Origin of the sequence: Neobacillus vireti (assembly GCF_036962465.1) — a bacterium.
Lineage (GTDB): Bacteria > Bacillota > Bacilli > Bacillales > Cytobacillaceae > Neobacillus > Neobacillus vireti_B.
Genome location: NZ_JBALNF010000009.1, coordinates 17,946 through 40,004, shown reverse-complemented (window position 1 = coordinate 40,004; position 22,059 = coordinate 17,946). Strand labels below are relative to the sequence as shown.

Sequence of the window (22,059 nt, the reverse complement as noted above, 5' to 3'; positions counted from 1 at the left end):
AAGGAGGTGAGACAGTGGGATTATGGAAGCGAATGTTAGGCTTTGAAAAACGCGAAACATTGGAAGATTTACTAATTAGTTCAGGGTTGTTAACTAAGAGCATTGAAAGAGATCAAGCAATGAATATTCCTGCTTTGAGTGCTTGTGTTGATCTAATCAGTGATACAGTAGCAGCTATACCAATTAAATTCTATAAGGAGCAAGCTGGAAAAGTCACTGTAATAGATGATGACCGGGTAAAGTTACTTAATGATGACACAAAAGATACACTTGATGGATTCCAGTTTAAGAAAGCCCTTGTGGAGGATTATTTGCTCGATGGTGCAGGCTATTCTTACATCAATCGCGAACGTAACAAGGTAAAGAGTCTCCATTTTGTGAAGCATGAGTCAGTATCGATCAACATGAATGTAGACCCAATCTTCAAAAGTTATAACATATTAGTCCAAGGTGAAACATATCGAGATTACGAGTTTCTTAAACTGACCAGACGTTCAAAAGACGGGGTGACAGGGAAAGGGATTATAGAGCAAAATAATAAACTACTTTCAGTAGCATATAACACACTGATCTTTGAGGAAGTACTTGTTAAAACAGGCGGCAATAAAAAGGGATTCTTAAAAAGTCAGGGCCGTTTAAGTAAAGAAGCGGTCGATGAATTAAAATTAGCCTGGAAAAACCTTTACGCTAATAATGATGAAAATGTTGTCGTCCTAAATAACGGTTTAGATTTTCATGAAGCTTCTAACACATCAGTGGAAATGCAACTGAATGAAAATAAGAAAACCAACTCAATAGAAATACAAAAGGTATTAAAAGTGCCAACTTCTATTTTAGAAGGAAAGGCAAGTGATGATGAATATAATCTTTGGATTAAAATTTGCATATTGCCGATACTGGTTGCTTTAATTACGGCTATTAACAAAGACTTATTGCTCCCTAGTGAGAAGAATGAGTCTTTTTATTTTGCCTTTGACACTAAAGAACTATTTAAGGGTGACATGCTGAAGCGTTATCAGGCTTATGAAATTGCAATTAAAAATGGCTTTATGCAGTGGGATGAAGTTCGATATAACGAGGACCTTGAACCTTATGGCGTTGATTTCATCAAATTAGGCCTTCAAGATGTACTCTACAATCCAAAAACGAAAGAAATTTACACTCCGAACACCAATCAGACAAACAACATGGATGAGTTGAAAGGAGGTGAGACAAAAAATGCGAATAGAGATTCGAAACAATCAGGTGCTGCTTGATGGATATGTGAATGCAATTGAACGTGAGAGCCGTATTCTTCCATCGCCACGCGGGCGTTTTAAGGAGAAAATTAAGCCAAAAACATTCGAAAAGGCCTTACGAAAAGCCGATGATGTGGAGTTGCGATTTAATCATGACCCAAAGTTGAAATTAGGTTCTATTAAAGAAGGGAATTTACAGCTTTTTGAGGACAATATTGGGTTGAGAGCGATTGCTACAGTCAGTGATGAAAAAGTTATTGAAAAAGCTAAGAATGGGGAGCTCCGTGGGTGGTCGTTTGGGTTTATTGATAATAAACCTAACTGGGAAGATGGTCCAGAGGGAATTGCACTTCGATATTTGGAAGACATTGACCTTATTGAGGTATCAATTCTCGACAAAACGCCAGCATATATAGCTACCTCAATAGAGGCACGGGGAGAAGAGCAAGTCATTTCAGAGCAACGTTCAGACGAATTTCGTGCAGAAATTGAGGATCTCACCAAGACTGAGGAAAAAAGAGAAAAAACAATTGATTATACTGTTTTTGAAAGAGAAATCGAATTTTTAAAATTGAAAGGCGGAAACCACTAATGAAAATTCCATTTAATGTACTAGCAAATAAAATTGAATTCCGTTCTATGCCATCACTATTGGAACAACGTAACAACCTATTAGATGAGGCCGACGGTCTTTTAAAAAAATCGAAACAAGAGTCTCGTGCATTCTTAGATGATGAAAGCAAACGGTTTGACGAAATTAAGGTAGAAGTTGCAAAGATTGATAAAACTTTAGCTGCAGAAGTTGAGGCCAGAGAATTTGGTGAAAAGAAAAAAATCCCTTCAAAAGTAGAAGAACGCGCAGTCATTGAAGAACGTGTTTTCGCAAATTATATTCGCGGAGTGGTAGAAGAACGTGCAGATGTTAATCTAACTACAGCTGATAACGGAGCAGTAATCCCACAATCAATCGCTAATAAAATCATTAGCAAAGTTTATGATCTAAGCCCAATTTACCAATTGGCTACTCGCTATAACATTGGTGGGACATTAACAATCCCATATTACGATGAAACAACCCAACAAATTACAATGGCCTATGCCGATGAATTTGTTGAACTAGAGTCAACATCCGGAAAATTCACAAGTATTTCGCTTTCCGGATTCTTAGCAGGTGCTTTAACAAAGCTTTCTAAAAAGCTACTTAACAACTCAGATTTTGATTTAGTAAATTTCATTATTCAAAAGGTTGCAGAATCTGCTGTAAAGTGGATTGAAAAAGAACTCCTTAATGGAACAGCAAGCAAAATTGCTGGATTAAGTACTGTTACACAAACTATAACTTCAGCAAGTGCCACAGCAATTACTACTGATGAGTTAATTGATGTACAAGAGGAAGTTCCAGATGTATTCCAAAATGGGGCCATTTGGATTATGAACAGAAAAACACGTAAAGCAATTCGTAAGTTAAAAGATGCTGATGGAAATTACCTATTGAACAAAGACGTTTCTGCTAAATGGGGTTACACCTTATTAGGTAAAGATGTATATACCTCTGACAATATGTCTCAAATGGCAACTGGTAAAACAGTTATTTATTATGGTGATATGTCCGGCTTAGCTGTAAAGGTAGCTGAAGAAGTAACAATTGAAGTATTACGTGAAAAATATGCTACTCAACATGCTATCGGAGTGGTTGCATGGCTAGAAATGGATTCAAAAGTAGAGAATGCACAAAAAATCTCTAAATTAAAAATGGCTTAATTCTAAGGAGGTGGGTTTTCCCATCTCCTTTTTCGTTAGAAAGGAGTGATCCATGTGAAAGTAAAAGCGCTTGTCAGTTTTGCTGGTGTAGTCACTATGGCTTTAAACGAAGTGAAAGAAATCGAGGATAAAGTAATATGTGATGATCTATTGCGAGCTGGATTTGTGGAAGAAGTGAAGAGCGCCCGTAAAAAGTCGGTGAACACTGATGAAAATTAGTGAAGTAGGCATTCGAGAATTAAAAGAATATGCCCGCGAATACAACGATGATGTAGAAACCATTAAAACATTTGAACTGATATTAGTGGCTGGGAAGGCTTATATAAAAGGCTATACTGGCTTAACTGATGAACAATTAGATACACATGAGGATTTAACCATTGTCCTTATGGTTCTATCTAATGAAATGTACGATAACCGAGTATTTTCTGTTGAAAGTGATAAGGTTAACACCGTGATTAAATCAATATTAGATATGCACTCTGTCAATTTGTTATAGGGTGGTCCATTATGACTAGATACAAGATCAATCCGGGCGAATTTCGTCAGGTTATCACATTTCAAAGTAAAAACGGTGTTCAAAATAGTTATGGTGAAACGTCTGATGATTGGATGGATGTCAAAACGACACGGGCCGGTATCTATCCGATTAGTGGTCAAGAGTTTTTCTCTGCTGAGAAGGTGAACGCTGAAATTACTCACAAAATCAACATGCGCTACTTACCTGGACTTTCCACAAATATGAGAATCAAGTATGGAAATAGATATTTTGGAATCTCATCCATAATCAATTTCCAAGAAAGAAATGTGCTGCTGCAGATCATGTGCAAAGAGGTGTTCTGATGGCTAGAAGAAGAAACAGCAACATTGAGGGGTTAGATGAACTATTGAGAACTATTCAGCAGTTAGAAAAACTTCCTCAAAAGTGCGTAACGAAAGCGGCTAGGAAGGGTGCTAATGTCGCTTTGAAAGCAGCTAAAGGGAATGCACCTGTGGATCAAGGTTACTTGAAAAAGAGCCTTAGATTAGTTCCTGAGAAATCAAGGACTAAGGGTAAAAAGGTTTATCAGGTAGCGCCAGACAGAGCCTATAATGATGTTTTTCAGGGTGAATCTAATCAAACCACCACTAGATATAACACTCGTACTGGGCAAACGGAAACCAAGAATAAAACTTCTTACTACCCAGCTTCTCAAGAATATGGTTGGACTGATCAATATGGACATTATCATCCGGGATACAGATATTTGAGAAGGTCTATTGATGAACATAAAACGGCAATTGAAAAAGAAACAGTCAAAGTTATGACTAGCGAAATCGATAAAATAAGGTGATTGCGATGGACTTTGAGGAAGCTTTAAGGGCTGAATTATCCGCTATAACAGAATTAAATAATAAGGTGTTTCCCTTAAATGCAACCCAGGGAACAAAAGCGCCTTATGTTGTTTATATGTCTAGTGAAGGTGTGCAATACCAAACATTAGACGGTTATTTGCCTAATAAAGAGGTAGAGTGTGAGATTAATATTCTCCATGGAAGTTATGGGGCTATGAAAAGCCTAACCAAAGAAGTAATAGCTAAGGTCTTATCATTTTACTCTAGGACCATAGGCGAAAACGGGCCATTTATTGAATCAGTCTCACATGAAAATCCTGTGGAATTATACGAAAATGAAATTTCAGCTTATAGAAGTGTGGTTACGATAATAGTAAACTTTAGGGAGTGAATCAAATGGCAGTAAGAGGATTAGGAACAGTTTTAAAAATGGGCACGAAAACAATTGCAGGCTTAACAGAAATTGGTGGCCTTGAACTGAGTGCAGATACAATCGATGTTACGACTTTGGACAGCGCTGGCGGCTATAGAGAATTTATTGGTGGATTTAAAGATGCTGGTGAAGTATCTTTAAGTGGATTTTTTGACCCAACAGCTTCTGGACAAAAGGACTTATATGATGCTTTTCAATCCGGGGTGGTCAGTGCATTTACTATTCAGTTCCCGGCTGCTTTAAATGCAAGTTGGACTTTCAATGGGGTAGTGACTGGCTTTAAGACATCCACAGGTTTGGAAGACCCAGTAAGTTTCGAGGGATCAATCAAAGTGAGCGGTTCGCCTACACTGGTTACAACAACAGCTTAAGACTAGAGGATTTTCTCTAGTCTTTTTTTATATCTGAGGAGGGTTAAAGTATGAAAGATAAAAATGATGTAGTAATTATTAACCTTGATAGACCACGTGAATTGCGTTTTGGACATAAAGCATTAAAAAGATTAACAGCCATGACTGGAAAAGGCATTGAAAGCTTGGATTTTGATAACTTCCAAATGGATGATATTGAGAAAGTTATTTATTGCGGTTTGCTTCATGATGCAAAAGAGAATAATGAAACTCTTAAACTCGAAGATATGGAAGACTTGCTTGATTGTGCACCTACTTATTCCGAGATTATCGAAAAAATGCAACAAGCCTTCAATGCTGCCTTTGGTAGTCCAGAAGGTGACGAAAAAAACTAACAGAGGGTAGCGGTTCAAAATGGAGCTGGGAAAACTCATTAAAGACCGCTATCCACATGGGAATTAGCATTAGTGATTATAACGATATGACACCGTATGAGCTGAGTGTCGCCATAATGGTTTTTAACGAAAAGAGCAAAAATGAAATGGAAGAAAAACTATTTGTTGCCTATCATAGTGCTTTATGGCAGCGTGTTGATAAATTATCAATCAACAACCTGAAAGAGGTCCTTGATAATCTAAATGGCAAAGTGAAAAACAAGGAAATGACACCTGAAGAAATGCTGGAAAAGGTCAAGATGCTAAACGCTGCATTTAATGGGGAGGTGAAGAGTAATGGCAATAGTTCGTAATCTACTGGTCCGGGCAGGTGCTGATTTTAGTGAACTTATAAATGGAATGAGAAATGCCCAAAGAAAAATTAATGGATTTAGTAATTCCATTGGCAAGTCAATGGGTGGAATCAAAGGGAAAATTGTTGGTGCATTGGCAGGTCTAGTGAGCGCTGTTGCTATAAAAGGCGCTGTTGAGGATGCTATGAAGTACGAGGCCTTAATGGGGACCTTAAGTGAGTCTTTAGGAAAAAGTATGGCAGACTTTGAAAAGTGGCAAAACACTGTGGGATCTTCACTTGGTTACTCTAAGCTCCAATCAGCTGAATTGGCTAATACGCTATCTTTAAACTTCAAAGCAATTGCTACAAGTCAGCAAGACTTAACTGATAAGACCACAAAAATGATGGAAACAGCAGCCCTTATCGCTTCAAAGCGTGGTATGGCAATGACTGAGGTTTCTGATCGTATCCGTTCTGCTATGAACCAAGAAGCCGATGGTGCCGATGAATTAGGGGTTAACGTCCGCGCCTCAGCTATTATACAGTCCAATGCCTATAAACAAATGGCAAACGGTACACCATGGTCGGAATTAAGCACTAATATGCAAAAGGCGATTCTTTACCATCATATATTGGAATCTGTCAGTACAAATCTTGGCGACACCATGCAAAATAACACCGCCATGAAAATGAGTGCTTTTACAGCTTCCTTAGCTGATGTGAAGCTTGCACTTGGCCAAGCGTTCCTTCCTATTCTGAACGTGGTGCTTCCTGTTCTAACTGCCTTTATGAGACAGATAGAAACAGCCTTGTCTTATGTTGCGGCTTTCAGTAGAGCGCTGTTTGGTGGTGGTGCGGTAAGTGCTGTAAAACAACAAACAAAAGCTACTCAAAAGCAGACTGGCGCTGTGGTTAAGTTAGGGAATGCCACAGATGGAACAAGTAAAAAAGCGAAGAAAGCAGCAAAGGCGGCAAAGGATGCGGCAAAGGGATCTGTGGCAGCATTTGATGAAATTAACCAACTAGCAGATAAAGCAGATACCAGTGGAGCCGGTGCTAGTGGTGGAGCTAGCGGTGGCGGTGGTAGTGTCTCTGGTGGTGGTGGGTTAACCATACCTAGTGATAACGGGAACCAAACAGAGCCAAAAATACCTAAGTGGATTCAAGGTCTTGCAGACAAGTTCAAGAAATATTTAAACCCTTTGAGAGATGCTTGGGATAGATTGAAAGAATCGTTTGTTGATCTGTGGAATTCACCAGCCGTTATAAAAATAAGAAAATGGCTTTCAGGTGGATGGGATGCAGGGATTGAAGGGATTTTATTAATAGTTGCCGGGGTAGTTGATATTATTGCCGGACGAATTGACATGCTGACAGCTATGTTAAATGGAGATTGGCGAAAAGCTTGGCGAGGTACCGGGAAGATGCTATTAGGGTTTTGGGAAATTATAACAGGTGTAATTGGGCCAATCTTTCCTGGTCTTACTAAGAAAATGAAAAAATTCGGTGATTTTTTCTATACAAAGTGGAATGAAATCGCTGATATCGATTTTGCTGAAGTTTTCCAAAACATTTTGAAATGGTTTGAAACCATGAAAAAAGACGGGGCCAAAAAATGGGATGACTTAAAAGCAAAAACTTCTGCCACTTGGGATAACATTAAATCCACTATAGCTTCAAAAATGAAAGAAGCATGGAACGAATTCACAAAACCTTTTATCGCAACCTACAACTGGTTTAAAACGAATGTGATTGATAAGATTGCTTCTGTCTTTACCACTGGAAAAAGTACCATTGCCGGCAAAGCGTCTGATATTTGGACAGCTATTAAAGGTAAGTTCGCAGAGGTTTTTAATTGGTTCAAAACGAATGTTACAGACAAAATAGCATCCACTTTCACGGGCGCAAAAGCAGGTATAGCTAATAAAGCCGGAGAAATCTGGACAGCTATCAAAGGAAAGTTTACAGAAGTATACAACTGGTTTAAAACCAATGTAGTAGATAAAATAAGTTCTGCTTTCACAAATTCTAAAAATGGCTTAGCGAGCACAGGTGAAACAGTGTGGAATGCTATCAAATCGCCTTTCACATCGGTCTACAATTGGTTTAAGACAAATGTGGCCGATAAGATTTCAAGCGCCCTCCATACTGTTACATCAGGTATTTCCGATGGATTCAAAGGTGTGGTAACAACTGTGATTAACAACGGCATATCTTTAATAAACAGTGCTATTTCTAAATTGAATTCTGCTTTGCAATACATTGATAAACATTTTTTACCGGGTGATGCAATACCTAAAATCCCACAGATTCCAAAGCTCGCTAAAGGCGGTATCACAAACGGCCCTACATTAGCGTTAATTGGGGATAATCCAGGCGGTCAGGAAGTAGTTTCTCCGCTAGATAAATTATCGGGCATTGTGACAAATGCAATGTTAACTGCTTTGAGCTTTAACAAAGGGTCCTCTGCAAATAATGGTGGAGATGTCGTGTTAAATATCGATGGTAGGACGTTTGCAAGAATTATCAGACCGTATACTGATATGGAAAATAAACGGGTAGGAACAAATGTAAGGTTACAATCGATTTAAGGTGGTGGGCGAATGGCTTTAATTACGGTTAATGGGGTGGTTTTGCCTACCCCTACTGATTACGGTGTTAGTATTATGGATATCTCCAAAGCAGAAAGAAACGCAGCTGGAACTATGATTATAGAGAGAATAACAACCAAAAGAAAAATAGCCTTATCGTGGGCTTATCTTTCAGCTACTGATTTATCAAAAGTCTTAAATGCAGTTGCACCTACCTTTTACAATGTTACTTATTTGGATCCACAGACAGGCGGAAATCGAACCGGCTCTTTTTATTGTGGAGATAGAGATTTAGGTATGATTGATTTTGTGAATGGGGTACCACGCTATAAAGATATTAAATTTGATCTTATAGAAAGGTAGTGGCATAGATGTTAGATTCGAGTTTAGATTATCAAAACAATATCTATGCGAACGTTAGACAAATAGACGCAAAGATTACTTTTACTGTTAATGGTTCTTCAGATGTTTACGATGATACTTACATCACCCAAATGAGGATTATAGAGGAAATGAACACACAAAATGAATCCTTACCTTCAAATGAATTGCAAGTGACGTTGGATAACACCAGCGGAACATTTGATTTTTTATCGATGTCAAACATGCACCGAATTATTGCTAGCCGTCCGAAAATCGCTGTAAAACTTGGTTTGCACGTTGATAAACCGACATGGGACATTTTTGGTGCAAAAAAATGGAGTGAGCTATAAATGGCAAATTACTCACCTAACTTAAATTTATATTTACCGAGCAGGAACGATTCCGGGATAGAAGTTGATCTATCATTAACCGAGAATTTTAATAAAATTGATACGTCTTTGGCAGAAAAGGCGAACAAAACAGAGTTGATGAATATAGGTAATGGTTCCCCAAAGGGTGCATATGCTACCCTATCCGCACTTCAAACCGATTTTCCCACGGGAACGTCAGGAATTTATGTCGTAAGTGCTGATGGAAAGTGGTATTTTTGGAATGGTTCTGTATGGACAGCGGGCGGAATATATCAAAGCACTGCTCTAGCTGATGGAACCGTTACACCGGAAAAAACAACATTTGCTAACACAGACGTTTATAAATATGTAAAACCAAAAAATATCTTAGATATGAACTCATTATCAACCGGAGTTTTAAATAGTTCAGGTGCAGTGGATGCTACGAACACATCTTATAAAACAACAAACTTTATTTCTGTTTTTGGATTAGGTAATATTTATTGTTCTATGACACAAAGCGGAAGTTATGTTGCCTTAAAAAACAATGTCTATTGTTTTTATGATTCCAATAAAACATTCATTTCAGGAACTTATACAGCAAACTGGAGTGGGTTATCTGCATCTATTGCTATACCTTCCAACGCTTACTATATAAGGCTTTGTGGTTATATAGACATATATACAGGCTCAGCCTATGCTAATCATATGATTGAAGCAGGAACAGTAAGAACAACATATGAAATATATTTCACACCCACGTTCAGGCTCAATGATAAAGTAGTTTCCAACGCAAGTTTTGCAGATAGCGTTCGTTATGCCAACCTTATTAAAAATACAAATATAAACTTAGGTTATTCATCATCTTATAATACAGTTAAACTATTTGATAATAAGTTAAATGTTACAAATACTGCTATCAACTCTGCTGAAACAGGATTTAACTGTAAATTAGATGCATCCAAAGTTTATGCTGTCGTAGCCAAAGTAACCAATAATCATAGTACTAATGCCTTGATGGGGCTAAGTCGTTCATTCAAGTCCAATACGGGAGTAATATTGGATACAACTTATTTGGCAAATGTGGGAGCAAGCAGTTCGTATACGGATGTAGTCAAAATAATACGAGATTCCACGGAATATCTTCATGTTAGATTGTATTATTCTATGTATTCAGCAACAGCTATGGATGTTAATTTCGACTTAGAATTTTGGTTATATGACATAACTAATGAAAATGACATACAGCTTGTTTCTTATAGGGAAATTGCGTTTAATGAAAGCTATTCATTGAACAAATCACTATTTTCATATTCTGCTAAGAAAGTAACTACTGGATTTGAAGGAAAAACGTTGTCGGCATTAGGTGACAGTATTACAGCTCAAGAAAAATGGTATGACTCAATTAAAAAGCACTTTGGGTTTAAAACTATAAACGATCATGGGATTGGCGGTACCTGTATAGCTGGAACAAATCCAAATGCTATGTGGCAGGACACAAGAATCAATGCAATTAAAGCTGCGGACATAATAAGTGTAATGGGTGGAACGAATGACTGGACACAAAATATTCCTTTAGGTACTTTGTCATTAAGCAACACTGATACTAATTCGTTTACTGGGGCTTTTAATGTTCTCCTCAATAAACTTGTCAATAAATATCAAACCACGCCAATTGTTATTTTTAGTTGTCCTTATGGTGAATATTTGGTAGGTTCACTGCCTTCTGGCTTTACCGATATCACTCATAATTCATTAGGTCTAACTTCTAAAGACTATGCAGATAGAGCAATAGCAATAGCAGAACTTTGGGGCTTACCACATGCTAACATGCAGCTTTGTGGAATAAATTCAGTTAACATAGCCAATTTTTTTACTGGCGGTGATCATATTCATATTGACGCGAGTTATGGTTATATGTATGCAAAAAAAATGATTCCAGCGATTCAAAGTTGTTCCCCGATTACCGGATACTATTAATATCTTTATTTAAGAAAAAAGTATTTGTTAATCACCCTTGATACCTATATACTTTAGTTTGTTAAAAGTAAAAATATAGGAGAGGGAATATTTGAAAAAATTAATAGTCGTATCTTTGTTCTTAGTAGCTGTTGTCATTTTATCTATTGGGAAATGGCAGTACGATAATAGGATAGAAAAAAATGGTATACAAGTGGCGAAAGCATTTAAACAAAACCAAAAACAAGAACTAAAAATGCAAAAGCAAAAGTTAGCATTATTAGAAAAAGATAAGAATAATAGTGTCTTAGATTGGTTGAAGTACAGATATGCTCAACAATCAAAGATAACAGTATCTGCATTTGGAAGTAGTGTAACAGCAGGAGCAGGGTCTAGCACACTAGACAAACATTGGACTGGTTTACTTCAAAACTTTTTAAGGGATAAAGAAGGAATGTATAATGTATCACTTGAAAGAAATGGATTTGGTGGATACACAACACAAAGACTAATAGCTGAGAAAAGAATCAACGATGTTTTAGCTAACAAACCTGATGTAGTAATTATCGAACCTACAATTATTAATAATTACGCACAAAACATATCTATCCTTCAAACAAATCAAGATATTTTATTTTTTGTAAATGAAATAAGGAAAAAGCTTCCTAACACTTTAGTGATTATTCAATCATCAAATCCAACTGATCCTGTAAAATTCTCAGGTGAAAAAAACGAGTTAGGACTGGATTACGAGGATTACGCAAATGATATAAAGACTTTCACGGAAGAAAATCATCTAAATTATGTTGATGTTTACTCTGGTGTTGAAAATCTTAGAGTTGAAAAGAATAAAAGGCTTAATGAATTATTAAAAGATGATCGCCATCCCAATGATTTAGGGTATGAATATTGGTTTGAAACACTTAAAACATCATTTGAAAAAGTACCGTTGGTAAATAGTTAAATACGCTTTTGGAAGAAAAGACGAAGTAAAGAAGACTGATCAATCAGTCTTTTTTTATTTGTAAAGGCGGTGACAAAATGGCATCATGGCAAACCGTTTTATCCTCTAATGTTTCTTACGGTACCGAATGGCAGCCAATGGGCACATTCTATCTTGATTCATGGAAAAATGATGTCGGGGCCCTTACGGTTACATTAGTTGGTTATGACAACTTCACTATGTTAGACAATATCCCTTTTGGAGATGTGGGAACAGGGGCAAATAAAAACCTTTATGATCTTGCTGTGGATGTTTTTCAAAAAGCAGGAATCACCAGTTATAACATTGATCAATCATTAAAGAACATAACAACGGTAACAGGGTTTAAAGAGCAAGTATCTTGCCGGGTTGCCCTTCAACATATCGGGATTGCTGGGTTATCAGCTGTTTATCAAGATAGATACGGAGTCATGCAAATCAAACCATTTTCTTCAGTGGCAGCAGGAGGTAACTATACAACTTATGCTGGCTCTGGTTTGTATGCTGGGTTTGATCCTTTTAATACGGGAGCCTATACCGAAATCAATGACGGTAATGGAATGAAAAGATTAGATTTAGACAATATGTGGGATGTTCCTGAAATCACACTTGATAAGTCGATTTATCAAGTAGTAGTTAAAGTGTACTCAAGTACAACGGATTCCACTGATTATATCCAAACCAATACAGCTATTGCCGGTTCAAACGGACAGTCTTTTACCCTTGATAATCCTTTAATCAATACCACAGCACGAGCGCAGCTAGTAGCTGACTGGTATATCAATGAGAGCAACTACAATGTGGTATATAAATCAAATTGGCGAGGGAATCCAGTCTTAGAAAGTGCAGATATTGTGATTATTTCAAATGGCATTGATGAGGCTTTTGCAAAGCAAGGAAGGATTTATAAACAAGAGTTTCAATATGAAGGCTATTTAACATGCCAAACCGAAAGCAGAGGTGGAATCTAAAATGGTTTACGTAAAAACAACCTGGGTAGATAGAGCCGTTCAATATCCTAGCCGCTTTACTAGGACGAGTGATGGAACCTATGACACTTTAACACCGGCACCAGGAACCATCACTGCTGCCGGGACACCTCTTACAGCGGCAGCGTTGAATAATTTAGAAAAGCAATATGATGAAGCTGTTGCTTATGCAAATGCGACATTCGCACCGAGTACTCAGGAAAATTGGACAGCCGTAACCTTCCAAAATGCCTGGACTAACTATGGAAACGGTTATGAGACAGCAGCTTTTATGAAGGATAAATTTGGTTTTGTTCATCTTAAAGGAATGATCTATAACGGACTGTTAGGGAAAGCAGCGTTTTTGTTGCCAGCTGGCTACAGACCTTTAAATATTCAGCGTTTCTCCACACAGGCTCATAATGGTACAACACAAGTTGTAGCAGCCATCGATGTAAAGCCGGCAGGGAATTTTGACGTGGTATATGGTGGTAATACGTGGGTGTTACTCGATAGCATTCCACCGTTTAAGGCGGAACAGTAAGGAGTGAGTATGATGAAACAAGTTTTTCGATTTGATAATAAAGGGTATTATGTAGAACCTGTAATTCTCAAGGATAATGATGTAATCCCTCCTAATTGTACAGACATAGAGCCTACAGGCAGTTATTTTCGTGGAAAGTTTGAAAATGGGAGATGGATAGAAGGGGCTACGCAAAAAGAAATAGATGACCTTAAAAATACACCTATTCCAAAAAGCCCACTAGAAATCCTCCAAGAAACAGTTGATCAATTGGTTTTAGACAATCTTATGAGGGGGTTTTAGTATGTTTGAGACATTAAAACGATTATACAATGAAGGCAGACTTACTAAAGAAGGGGTTGCAAATGCAGTCTCTAAAGGTTGGATACCACCAGAACAATATACAACAATCACAGGAGATCTATACACAGTATAGGTTCTTTTTTTTTTATTTTAAAAATAAGGGAGATGTTGACGAATGGCTACATTATCATTAACGAATTACCTTGAGGGAAAATTAGCGGAGCATGTTTTACGGAACACCGCGTACACACCAGCGGCAGCTCTATACGTAGCTTTACACACCGCTGACCCTACCGAAGCTGGCAACGTATCAGAGGTAACAACAGCGGCTTATACGTCTTATGCCCGTAAAGCGGTAACTTTCAACGCAAACAGTGGCGGTATTTGTGCGAGTGCTGCCGATTTAACGTGGAACATTGATGGGGCTGGCGTGACAATTTCGCATATCACGATTTGGGATAGCGTAAGCGGTGCGACCAATCCGTTATTCTACGGACCACTCAACGCAAGCAAGACGATGGCAAACGGTGAGGTCTTCCGTATTCCTGCCGGTTCCTTAACTGTTGGGTTTGATTGATTATGGCTTACTTCTACCTAGTGAGTACCATTGGCAGTGGGAAGAAGTTAGACCCATATCGCCCTAATATACCTGATGGCGTGGAATATGTGGGGGCTGAAAAGAATGGAAAGTATATCATTTTGACAGATACACTAATGCAAGATGATAAGAAATCTGGAATTTTTAATGTTACAGATAAAGTGAATGACTATCTAGCCAATCAAGGATTAACACAAGAAGATATAACGAAATGGTTTGTGGGGTGAGGTAAATGACGGTTATTGTATCCGATAGTTTTAACCGAACGAGTACCACCTCATTAGGAACAACAGATAGTTACAATGGTGGAACCGCAAAAACGTGGACCACAACTACAGGTGTACTAGGAACCAACGGAACACAAGCCTACCCTGTTACAAAAAGTGCTAACAGCGACTATGTTGCGGTTTTAGATTCAGGGATTTCTAATGGAAAAGTAACCGTTACCTTCACTGCACTAAACACCAACGAAGAAGATTTATACTTCCGCTACCAAGATGCAAATAACTTCTTTGTCGTCACTAGATGGGGTAGTTTATCTTACATTAGTAAGGTGATTGGTGGCACGCAAACAAACATAGTAAATACAACGAGTTGGACAGCAGGAACAACCGTAAGAGTAGAATTTAATGGAAATGCCATTTCCCTTTACTATAACAACGTGCTGCAAAAGTCAATTACCGATACGTCTTTACCCAATGCAACAAAGGTTGGTATTGGTGGATACGGTGAAACAACGGTTAGATACGATAATTTTATTATTGAGGATTTCAATACTGGAACTGTCACACCAAAAGATGCATCAGCAGTCCTAACGGGCGTTGGAACTCTAACTGTAAATCCATCCGCAACCCGAAGCAGCTCAGCCGATTTAAAAGGGTTTGGAAACCTAACCGCAACCGGCAGACGAGAAGTAAACAACGGCGCCATCCTCACCGGAACCGGCTCGCTCACAGCCAACGCTATTCTCATTCGGGATGCTTCCGCTAGTTTAGTAGGGTCAGGCATTCTAAACGCTTCGCAACTCGTTATACGGGATGCACAAGCGCTCTTAACGGGTGTCGGAATTCTAAACGCTAGTTCTGGCACTCTTACCATCGTCACAGCTTCAGCAGACTTACTAGGAACAGGCAAGCTAAATGCCAGCAGTCAAAAAGAAGTCCTATCCGGCGCATCCTTACAAGGTCAAGGCAAGTTATCCGCATCAGGTCAGCGTGAAGCCATTGGCTCTGCTTCGTTAATCGGGGCAGGGTTAATCAGCATCGATGTGGGCGATGTGACCGTGATTACAGCCGGGGCAAACTTAGTCGGTGTCGGTAAGATTATTGCGGATGGCATACGCATAGCGCAGGCATCAGCGAGCTTTAACGGTTCAGCCGACCTAAATGTAACGGGGCAAAGAGAAGCGCAATCTGGAGCGAATCTGCAAGGCTCAGGCGCATTGTTTGCGGATGGTCAGCGGATTGTCATTGCAGAGGCGGAATTAATCGGTTCCGGTAAACTACAGATATTCGATGGCGAACCGATTGTTGGGACGATTTACTTGAAGGGCGAACGGCAGCTTAACATGTATCTAGTGGGCAAGCGTGAGTTAAACGTAAATTTACAAGGAAAACAAGCGTTAAACGTCAATCTAAAGGGGTTGATACAATGACAGCGGTAAATCAGAATTTTACGATGTATCAGGGCGATTCAAAGAATCTTATTGTAGCAGTGGAAGGTGTAACGGATTTAATTGGTGTTACCCTTAAATGGGGATTGCGTAAGCGAGAATACGACACGACTAATCTTGTGCTAAAGGAAAATGAGATTACCGTATCCGGAACAGAAATCAGGATTCCCTTGAAGCCACCAGATACCGAAACTTTATTGGGCACCTATTATCATGAGTGTGAGCTAACCGATCAGCAGGGGAATGTGAGTACTTTATTTACAGGAATAGTAACAATTTTAAGAAGTGCAGTATAGAGGAGCCTTTATGGTTCCTCTTTTTATTTTAAAGGATGGCGGTGGTCTTTTGAATACTCAAGTAATGGTGCCAGTTTTAACAGTTTTATGTACGGTTTTAAGTCTTATTGTTGGGTTTTTAACCTTTAATCGTAATCGAGACAAAGATGTAAAAAGCGATGCTTCTCAGTTAGCCGTAATTCAAACCAAGCTCGAAAATATAGATCAGGGAGTTAGAGACATTCAGGTTGAGACACGGGCTACTGCGCAAAGAGTAAGCGAGATGTCAGAGCGATTAACTAGGGTGGAAGAGAGCTCTAAACAAGCTCATAAAAGGCTAGATAAATTCGAGAACAAAGGGGAATAGCGGAATGAAGAAATGGTATGAGTCGAAAACAGTATGGGTTAATGGTCTTGTGTTTCTGGCAGCCATTCTTCAAGCTATCTACGGAAAAGAAATAATTAGTCCGGCTGCTCAAGTTATTATTCTTTCTGCAATTAACACAGCTTTAAGATTGATCACTAAGCATGAAATCAATTGGAAAGGTGATGTTGAATAATGACAAACGAAGCTAAGTATTGGATCCTTGCAAACAAAGCCGCAAAGGAAATTGGATGGCTAGCGGAAACAGTTTTTACCCAATGGGCATGGGAGACAGCTCATTTTACTTCTACTAATCTACGAAATAACAATAATATCGCCGGTCAAACTTGGACTTCTGGTTGTGGCCATGATAAAGGCACTCCACGGCCAAAAGCTGAAGGCGGTTATTACATCAAATATAAAGATGCAGCCCAAGGGTATGTGGAGTTTATCAAGAAAAATCGTCGGTATAGTCGAGTGAAAGAAACAAAAACTGTGGAAGCACAAATTGAAGCTATCGCAAAAGCTGGGTGGGCAATTGATCCGCTTTATGCAGCTGGGTTAAAGTCATTGCACCAGGCTAATATCAGAGATGGCATTTACAAGTTGCCGCGAGAAGAAGCGCCTGTCTATCCTGGGAATATAATTAAAAAAGGCTCCACTAATACTATTGGAGTCAGGACGATTCAGAAAAAACTCAATATAACTTCCGATGGTGTATTTGGTCCTAAAACAGATACAGCCGTGAAATCCTTCCAAAAAAAGCATGGGCTAGTAGTTGATGGCATAGTGGGCGCTAAGACATGGGAAAAATTATTTTAATTAGAAAAGCCCTTCTCAAGTGAGAGGGGCTTTGTTTATTAACTTCCTGTCAATTTCAATGTGTTTAAATCAATATCATCTAATGATTTATCAAAAGCTGGATCCACAATTAACTTAAATACTTGACCATCCTTCACTTTTTCAGACGGTTGTGAGTAATTGTCTTCCGAGCCTTCCTTCCATTGCAGCTGGAAGAAGTCGGCATCGTGTCCTAATGTATTTACCATCTCATATTCAATAACTTTCTGACCTTCATCATTTACAGATTCCTTGGTCTTTGCTGTTTGTAGTATAGTTTTATACGCTTCCTGTTCCTTTGCATCTTGATCAGCTTTATATTTTTCTAGCTCTGCAATTTCTTTTTTTGTTAATTTTGCAGATTCAGCAACATACCACTCAATATCATGCTTTTTAGCTTCCTTTAGGAATGCTTCAGGGTTAAATTTTTCTTGTTTATTTTCTTCCTTTACAGTGTCCTTCTTAACTGTCCCTTTTACTTCCTCCTTATTGCATCCTACTAATAGTCCTAATACAATCATGATTGATAATAGTTTTTTCAATTTGTTTTTCCCCCTTTAGAATGGTAAATCATCATTCATAATTCTCAATAATTCTTGTCTCTCTAATTCTTTTACCTGCTGTGTTACATCCTCGCCAGCTGCAAGTACTTCCTCAAGTTCAACATTATAAGGCATTTCCTTTTTGATATCTTTCCAAAATTGATAAGCAACCTGCTCAGGCTTTCTTCCTCTCGCTGGAAAAGAAGACCTTTGCATTAATTTACTATCAGCTTTGTAGTGAATCTCAATTGTTATGTTCAATATTATCATCCTCATAGTACTTCTTCATTATTTTATGCTGCTCCTTCATCATATCGTAAAAATGCACGATCATTTGGATATCACGTGGAGTATATCCATTTTCCTCGAAATTCTCAATCAGTTTCTCCCACTTCTCATTCATATAGATCATCTACCTTAACTCCTAATATTGTCGCTAATTTAAAAGCCTTTTCCAGTGTAGGATAAGACCTTCCACTTATCCAGTTTGATAATTGGGTGGGGGAAACATCTAATTCCTTTGCTATGTATTTTTTCTTATATCCTGCAGCATCTATTAGTTCACCGATCCGACTTTTCATTAGCATACACCTCTATATCTATATTCTGCCAAGCTATGGAAATTCCTTTCAAAATATTTTTTATAAAAAAATCAAAATTAAATTTAAAGTACAGGCAATATCAGTACCGTATGGGCATAAGAATATATCACAGAACAACGAAAGGGGGATACGGAATGGAACAACTTGGATTTAATGGCTTTGTGAAGGCGATATTTGACGGTTACCGCGAAGCAAAGGCTTATAATCATAACCCTTATAACGACCTTGAAAAATCTTATTTATTATTTGATGTTTCCGAGTTAAATGAACTTTGTGAAAAGGCAAAGAACAAACAGCAGCATGAGGCAATTCTTGATCACATGTATAGGTTTGATGCTACCAGAGTCGATTATTACAAGCGAATTGAAAAGAAAATTATAAATCGGTATTGGGAGGGTTAAATATGAGGGCAATTAAATTTCTAGAACATCTTTTAACTTTAGCAAAGCCTGAAGATTCAGAATGGATAGTTGGCCTTTTATTCGATATAAGGAGGGATATGAATGAGTTTTTTCGATAAGATCATGTCACACGATGAAGCGAAAAAAGTAGTCAAGGAAGAAGGATGGGATTCGTTTTTAAATATGTTTCAACAAGATTATGAGTCTTACAATCTTTATTCATGTTCCACTTATTGGTTTAATGCGGATGATCCACATTATATTTGTAAATTCAGAGGTACCGGCGGTGACATTATTATCGGATGGGAAGGAGTACATGACAAATGAGTAATGTCTGTAAAGATTGCGGCCAGGAACGTGATGATTATCATTTCACTAATGATGAGGATATTTGTGATTACTGTTGGGCAATGAGAGGGGGGAATTAGAATGTTCACAGCGTTAGTTTGGTTAACGGGTACTGGAATAATTAGTGCATTAGCATATGGCTATGGAAAAGCAAAGGGAGGGGAATTGCGTGAGGATTGAGACGATCCCATTTAAGATTTTTATGACTCCTAATACTGGTATCCTGTCTTCTGTGGATGGAGGTTTGGTCTTTTTTATAGGTCTAAGTGCTGCCATTATAGTTCTGATTACACTAGAAAAGCTCGGTGTGAGGATCAACGAAAAGTTAGTACGGTTAGTTGCCTATAGTAGCTTAGGTTTAGGTTTCGTGGCTTTGTGCTGGAAGATGGTTCTATTATTTGGATAAAAACAGTTCTTCTATTATCCAGTTCCTCGGAACGTTCTGATTATTGATTTATTAATGTTTTACTTTGTACCATTTCGTTCTGAATGGATTGAATTATTGGGTCCCTTCCCAATACTCCTTCGTCGTAATAGGGCCCCTTCCCAATTTTAGTGCGGCGGTGATTTTATGATTGAATGGGCAATAATTCCTGCTTTGATAGGTGCAGCTGCCTTTGTTCCAAAAGGTAAGCCGAACGATAAAAGGACGATTGAGCTTATCTTTAAAAATGTTGGTTATGGGATAAGAGACAAGGAAGGTAAGCTACAGACACCTAAATTCAAGAAAAAAGAAATTATCTATGAAGGTTTAAAATTGATAACTACAAAATTTTCGTCAGAATGTACTGCCTGTCAGAAGCAAATTAAGAAAGGTATCTTAGCTTACCATCTTTCTGGCGGAAAAACTATTTATCATACTAAGTGCGTTCCCGTGGAAAGCCATCCACAGCTTGGAGTAACCTACAACTTTAATATCATTCCAGGGCAAGCTGCATCATCTATGAGACAAAAGGAAAAAGAAGCAAGAGTTTTTACAGATGGATTGCATAAGCCAATAGAAATTGAATACAAAAAACTGCTTAGAATACATGTTTACGATGAAGAGTTACCGGAAATGGTCCCGTATGAATCATTGCCGTCTATGGAAAGCAAATGGGCAGTACCATTAGGGAAAACATTGCATGGATTGGTATGGCATAACTTTGATCATACTCCACATATGACCGGCGCAGGAACAACTAGGTTTGGAAAAACAGTCTTATTAAGAATGATTATGACTTACCTGATTGAAAATCATCCGGAGGATGTTGAGTTTTATATTATCGATTTAAAGGGAGGATTGGAGTTTGGTCGATATGAGTGTCTAAGGCAAGTAAAGGCAGTTGCGGCTGGCCCAGAAGAAGCCCTTGAGTTACTCACTTATTTAACGAATAAGATGCCTGATGTGGAAAAAGGGGAACAGTACGGCTTACTCGAGTACGAGTACGCAGAATTCAGACAGAAAAACATTTCTAATATCGTGGATACCGATATAAAAAAACGTAGATTTATCATCGTGGATGAAGGAGCCCAACTAGCGCCTGACGGTGGATTAATGCATCGTCAAGATATTAAAAGATTATTGGAATGCCAATCGAAATTAAGTCGCATAGCAGCCGTAGGAGGAGCGCTAGGCTATCGATTAATATTTGCTACTCAATATCCAACAGCAGATACTTTACCGCGGCAAATAAAGCAAAATGCTGATGCAAAGATTAGTTTCCGTTTACCGAGTGGTTATGCTTCAGGAGTTGCCATTGATGATTATGGTGCAGAAGAATTACCAAGTGATATCAAAGGAAGGGCCCTGTTCAAAACTCACGAATTAAAGGAAATGCAAGTTCCGTTTATCTCTCATGAACAAATGTGGGAGCGACTAGCTAAACATCAAGAACCAACCATACTGGAAGGAGTGCCTGAAAGTGTCATCGAATACACTGAGAAAAATCATGAGGCAAGAGGAAATATTACAAAGTTTTGAGGTGTTACGTTTTGCTACCAGGGAACAGTTGCAGCGGATCCATAATCTTAAGAGTGATAGGAACGCATTGAAAATCTTAAATCAAATGAAGGAGTACTTTCATATTCAGGTCCACAATGGCATGAATGTTTATTATCTCAGCAAGAAGGGCCGGGATACAATTGGTTCTGACGTTGAAATGAAATGGTCGCTGCAAGTGGAGCACCATCTATTACGGAATGAATTATATATTCACTTTAACCAGCCATCGGATTGGCGGGTGGAACATGAAATCGTATTTAAACCTAGAGGATTAGTTACTACAGAGAAAAGAATAATCGCTGATGCATCCTTCACCAATACAGGAACGTTTCATCTTTTAGAGATTGATCGGACCCAGAGCATGATGGAGAACAAAGAAAAGATTAATGTATATGCAGAATTAAGCCCTTTGTTATTTGAACGGTTTAATCATATTCCAGTAATTATTTTCTACACAACATCTGATTTACGAAAAAAGAAGTTAGTGGAGTACTGTAAGGAGAAAGGGGTAAAATGTTTAGTCTATACGAGGGATGACCTGAGATAGA

36 protein-coding genes are annotated in these 22,059 nt (G+C 38.3%); 32 read left to right on the top strand and 4 right to left on the bottom strand.

Features of this window, described 5'->3' with window-relative positions; genetic code table 11:
- The first annotated feature begins 14 nt into the window (after positions 1–14).
- The 27 genes from V7077_RS04155 to V7077_RS04025 all read left to right on the top strand — a co-directional run bounded on the left by V7077_RS04155 (position 15) and on the right by V7077_RS04025 (position 17,616).
- Entirely contained in the window at positions 15–1,256 is a 1,242-nt protein-coding gene (locus V7077_RS04155; RefSeq protein ID WP_335498594.1) for a phage portal protein, read from the top strand.
- Entirely contained in the window at positions 1,219–1,830 is a 612-nt protein-coding gene (locus V7077_RS04150) for an HK97 family phage prohead protease (RefSeq protein WP_335498593.1), read from the top strand. Before V7077_RS04155 ends, V7077_RS04150 begins: the two co-directional genes overlap by 38 nt.
- Entirely contained in the window at positions 1,830–2,999 is a 1,170-nt protein-coding gene (locus V7077_RS04145) for a phage major capsid protein (protein WP_335498592.1), read from the top strand. Before V7077_RS04150 ends, V7077_RS04145 begins: the two co-directional genes overlap by 1 nt.
- Positions 3,000–3,053: 54 nt before the next feature.
- Complete coding sequence (locus tag V7077_RS04140; RefSeq protein ID WP_335498591.1) at positions 3,054–3,218, top strand: hypothetical protein; 165 nt, start codon at positions 3,054–3,056, stop codon at positions 3,216–3,218.
- Positions 3,208–3,498, top strand: a complete 291-nt coding sequence (locus V7077_RS04135) for a head-tail connector protein (RefSeq protein WP_335498590.1) — start codon at positions 3,208–3,210, stop codon at positions 3,496–3,498. Before V7077_RS04140 ends, V7077_RS04135 begins: the two co-directional genes overlap by 11 nt.
- An 11-nt stretch (positions 3,499–3,509) precedes the next feature.
- Positions 3,510–3,842, top strand: coding sequence for a phage head closure protein (locus tag V7077_RS04130; RefSeq protein WP_335498589.1), 333 nt, complete (start codon positions 3,510–3,512; stop codon positions 3,840–3,842).
- The gene (locus V7077_RS04125) at positions 3,842–4,333 is read left to right on the top strand and encodes an HK97-gp10 family putative phage morphogenesis protein (protein WP_335498588.1); all 492 of its coding nucleotides are present in this window, start codon (positions 3,842–3,844) and stop codon (positions 4,331–4,333) included. The genes V7077_RS04130 and V7077_RS04125 overlap by 1 nt, the downstream gene beginning before the upstream one ends.
- Positions 4,334–4,338: 5 nt before the next feature.
- Positions 4,339–4,725, top strand: coding sequence for a DUF3168 domain-containing protein (locus tag V7077_RS04120; protein ID WP_335498587.1), 387 nt, complete (start codon positions 4,339–4,341; stop codon positions 4,723–4,725).
- A 5-nt stretch (positions 4,726–4,730) separates the two neighbouring features.
- Positions 4,731–5,138, top strand: coding sequence for a phage tail tube protein (locus tag V7077_RS04115; protein WP_335498586.1), 408 nt, complete (start codon positions 4,731–4,733; stop codon positions 5,136–5,138).
- A gap of 50 nt (positions 5,139–5,188) precedes the next feature.
- A complete protein-coding gene (locus tag V7077_RS04110) occupies positions 5,189–5,512 on the top strand; it encodes a hypothetical protein (RefSeq protein WP_335498585.1) in 324 nt (107 codons plus the stop codon).
- Between the two features lie 56 nt (positions 5,513–5,568).
- Entirely contained in the window at positions 5,569–5,865 is a 297-nt protein-coding gene (locus V7077_RS04105; protein ID WP_335498584.1) for a hypothetical protein, read from the top strand.
- The gene (locus V7077_RS04100; RefSeq protein ID WP_335498583.1) at positions 5,849–8,437 is read left to right on the top strand and encodes a phage tail protein; all 2,589 of its coding nucleotides are present in this window, start codon (positions 5,849–5,851) and stop codon (positions 8,435–8,437) included. The genes V7077_RS04105 and V7077_RS04100 overlap by 17 nt, the downstream gene beginning before the upstream one ends.
- A 12-nt stretch (positions 8,438–8,449) precedes the next feature.
- Positions 8,450–8,800 (top strand): DUF6711 family protein, encoded by a 351-nt coding sequence (locus V7077_RS04095; protein ID WP_335498582.1) that lies wholly within the window; start codon positions 8,450–8,452, stop codon positions 8,798–8,800.
- A gap of 8 nt (positions 8,801–8,808) precedes the next feature.
- A complete protein-coding gene (locus V7077_RS04090; protein WP_335498581.1) occupies positions 8,809–9,150 on the top strand; it encodes a hypothetical protein in 342 nt (113 codons plus the stop codon).
- Complete coding sequence (locus tag V7077_RS04085; protein WP_335498580.1) at positions 9,151–11,130, top strand: SGNH/GDSL hydrolase family protein; 1,980 nt, start codon at positions 9,151–9,153, stop codon at positions 11,128–11,130.
- Between the two features lie 91 nt (positions 11,131–11,221).
- Positions 11,222–12,073, top strand: coding sequence for an SGNH/GDSL hydrolase family protein (locus V7077_RS04080; protein ID WP_335498579.1), 852 nt, complete (start codon positions 11,222–11,224; stop codon positions 12,071–12,073).
- Between the two features lie 77 nt (positions 12,074–12,150).
- A complete protein-coding gene (locus tag V7077_RS04075; protein WP_335498578.1) occupies positions 12,151–13,062 on the top strand; it encodes a hypothetical protein in 912 nt (303 codons plus the stop codon).
- Position 13,063: 1 nt separating this feature from the next.
- Positions 13,064–13,603, top strand: a complete 540-nt coding sequence (locus tag V7077_RS04070; RefSeq protein ID WP_335498577.1) for a hypothetical protein — start codon at positions 13,064–13,066, stop codon at positions 13,601–13,603.
- 12 nt (positions 13,604–13,615) lie between these two features.
- On the top strand, positions 13,616–13,885 hold the full coding sequence (locus tag V7077_RS04065) for a hypothetical protein (RefSeq protein ID WP_335498576.1): 270 nt from the start codon (positions 13,616–13,618) through the stop codon (positions 13,883–13,885).
- A gap of 1 nt (position 13,886) precedes the next feature.
- Positions 13,887–14,018, top strand: a complete 132-nt coding sequence (locus V7077_RS04060) for an XkdX family protein (protein ID WP_335498574.1) — start codon at positions 13,887–13,889, stop codon at positions 14,016–14,018.
- 42 nt (positions 14,019–14,060) lie between these two features.
- A complete protein-coding gene (locus tag V7077_RS04055; protein WP_335498573.1) occupies positions 14,061–14,462 on the top strand; it encodes a phage tail fiber protein in 402 nt (133 codons plus the stop codon).
- A gap of 2 nt (positions 14,463–14,464) precedes the next feature.
- Positions 14,465–14,710 carry a hypothetical protein gene (locus V7077_RS04050; protein WP_335498572.1) on the top strand — a complete coding sequence of 82 codons (246 nt, stop codon included), beginning with the start codon at positions 14,465–14,467 and terminating at the stop codon, positions 14,708–14,710.
- Positions 14,711–14,715: 5 nt separating this feature from the next.
- A complete protein-coding gene (locus tag V7077_RS04045; protein ID WP_335498571.1) occupies positions 14,716–16,137 on the top strand; it encodes a hypothetical protein in 1,422 nt (473 codons plus the stop codon).
- Positions 16,134–16,451, top strand: a complete 318-nt coding sequence (locus V7077_RS04040; protein WP_335498570.1) for a hypothetical protein — start codon at positions 16,134–16,136, stop codon at positions 16,449–16,451. The genes V7077_RS04045 and V7077_RS04040 overlap by 4 nt, the downstream gene beginning before the upstream one ends.
- A 10-nt stretch (positions 16,452–16,461) precedes the next feature.
- Complete coding sequence (locus V7077_RS04035; protein ID WP_335498568.1) at positions 16,462–16,797, top strand: hypothetical protein; 336 nt, start codon at positions 16,462–16,464, stop codon at positions 16,795–16,797.
- A 4-nt stretch (positions 16,798–16,801) separates the two neighbouring features.
- Positions 16,802–16,990, top strand: coding sequence for a hypothetical protein (locus tag V7077_RS04030; protein WP_335498567.1), 189 nt, complete (start codon positions 16,802–16,804; stop codon positions 16,988–16,990).
- Positions 16,990–17,616, top strand: a complete 627-nt coding sequence (locus V7077_RS04025; protein ID WP_335498566.1) for a glucosaminidase domain-containing protein — start codon at positions 16,990–16,992, stop codon at positions 17,614–17,616. Before V7077_RS04030 ends, V7077_RS04025 begins: the two co-directional genes overlap by 1 nt.
- Before the next feature lie 38 nt (positions 17,617–17,654).
- On the opposite strand, the gene V7077_RS04020 is transcribed toward V7077_RS04025, so the two are convergent.
- From V7077_RS04020 to V7077_RS04005, 4 genes are read right to left on the bottom strand one after another with little or no spacing between them, the layout of a single operon-like run.
- Positions 17,655–18,176 (bottom strand): hypothetical protein, encoded by a 522-nt coding sequence (locus V7077_RS04020; protein WP_335498565.1) that lies wholly within the window; start codon positions 18,174–18,176, stop codon positions 17,655–17,657.
- 15 nt (positions 18,177–18,191) lie between these two features.
- The gene (locus V7077_RS04015) at positions 18,192–18,437 is read right to left on the bottom strand and encodes a hypothetical protein (protein ID WP_335498564.1); all 246 of its coding nucleotides are present in this window, start codon (positions 18,435–18,437) and stop codon (positions 18,192–18,194) included.
- Positions 18,421–18,588, bottom strand: a complete 168-nt coding sequence (locus V7077_RS04010) for a hypothetical protein (protein WP_335498563.1) — start codon at positions 18,586–18,588, stop codon at positions 18,421–18,423. Before V7077_RS04010 ends, V7077_RS04015 begins: the two co-directional genes overlap by 17 nt.
- Complete coding sequence (locus V7077_RS04005) at positions 18,572–18,757, bottom strand: helix-turn-helix transcriptional regulator (RefSeq protein WP_335498562.1); 186 nt, start codon at positions 18,755–18,757, stop codon at positions 18,572–18,574. The genes V7077_RS04010 and V7077_RS04005 overlap by 17 nt, the downstream gene beginning before the upstream one ends.
- Before the next feature lie 155 nt (positions 18,758–18,912).
- On the opposite strand from V7077_RS04005, the gene V7077_RS04000 reads away from it, so the two are divergent.
- From V7077_RS04000 to V7077_RS03980, 5 genes are all read left to right on the top strand, one after another.
- Positions 18,913–19,179, top strand: coding sequence for a hypothetical protein (locus tag V7077_RS04000; protein WP_335498561.1), 267 nt, complete (start codon positions 18,913–18,915; stop codon positions 19,177–19,179).
- Positions 19,180–19,281: 102 nt separating this feature from the next.
- Positions 19,282–19,506 (top strand): hypothetical protein, encoded by a 225-nt coding sequence (locus tag V7077_RS03995; protein ID WP_335498560.1) that lies wholly within the window; start codon positions 19,282–19,284, stop codon positions 19,504–19,506.
- A gap of 190 nt (positions 19,507–19,696) precedes the next feature.
- Entirely contained in the window at positions 19,697–19,933 is a 237-nt protein-coding gene (locus V7077_RS03990; protein ID WP_335498559.1) for a hypothetical protein, read from the top strand.
- Between the two features lie 165 nt (positions 19,934–20,098).
- Positions 20,099–21,490, top strand: coding sequence for an FtsK/SpoIIIE domain-containing protein (locus tag V7077_RS03985; RefSeq protein WP_335498558.1), 1,392 nt, complete (start codon positions 20,099–20,101; stop codon positions 21,488–21,490).
- Positions 21,432–22,058, top strand: coding sequence for a replication-relaxation family protein (locus V7077_RS03980; protein WP_335498557.1), 627 nt, complete (start codon positions 21,432–21,434; stop codon positions 22,056–22,058). The genes V7077_RS03985 and V7077_RS03980 overlap by 59 nt, the downstream gene beginning before the upstream one ends.
- The last annotated feature ends 1 nt before the right edge of the window (position 22,059 follow it).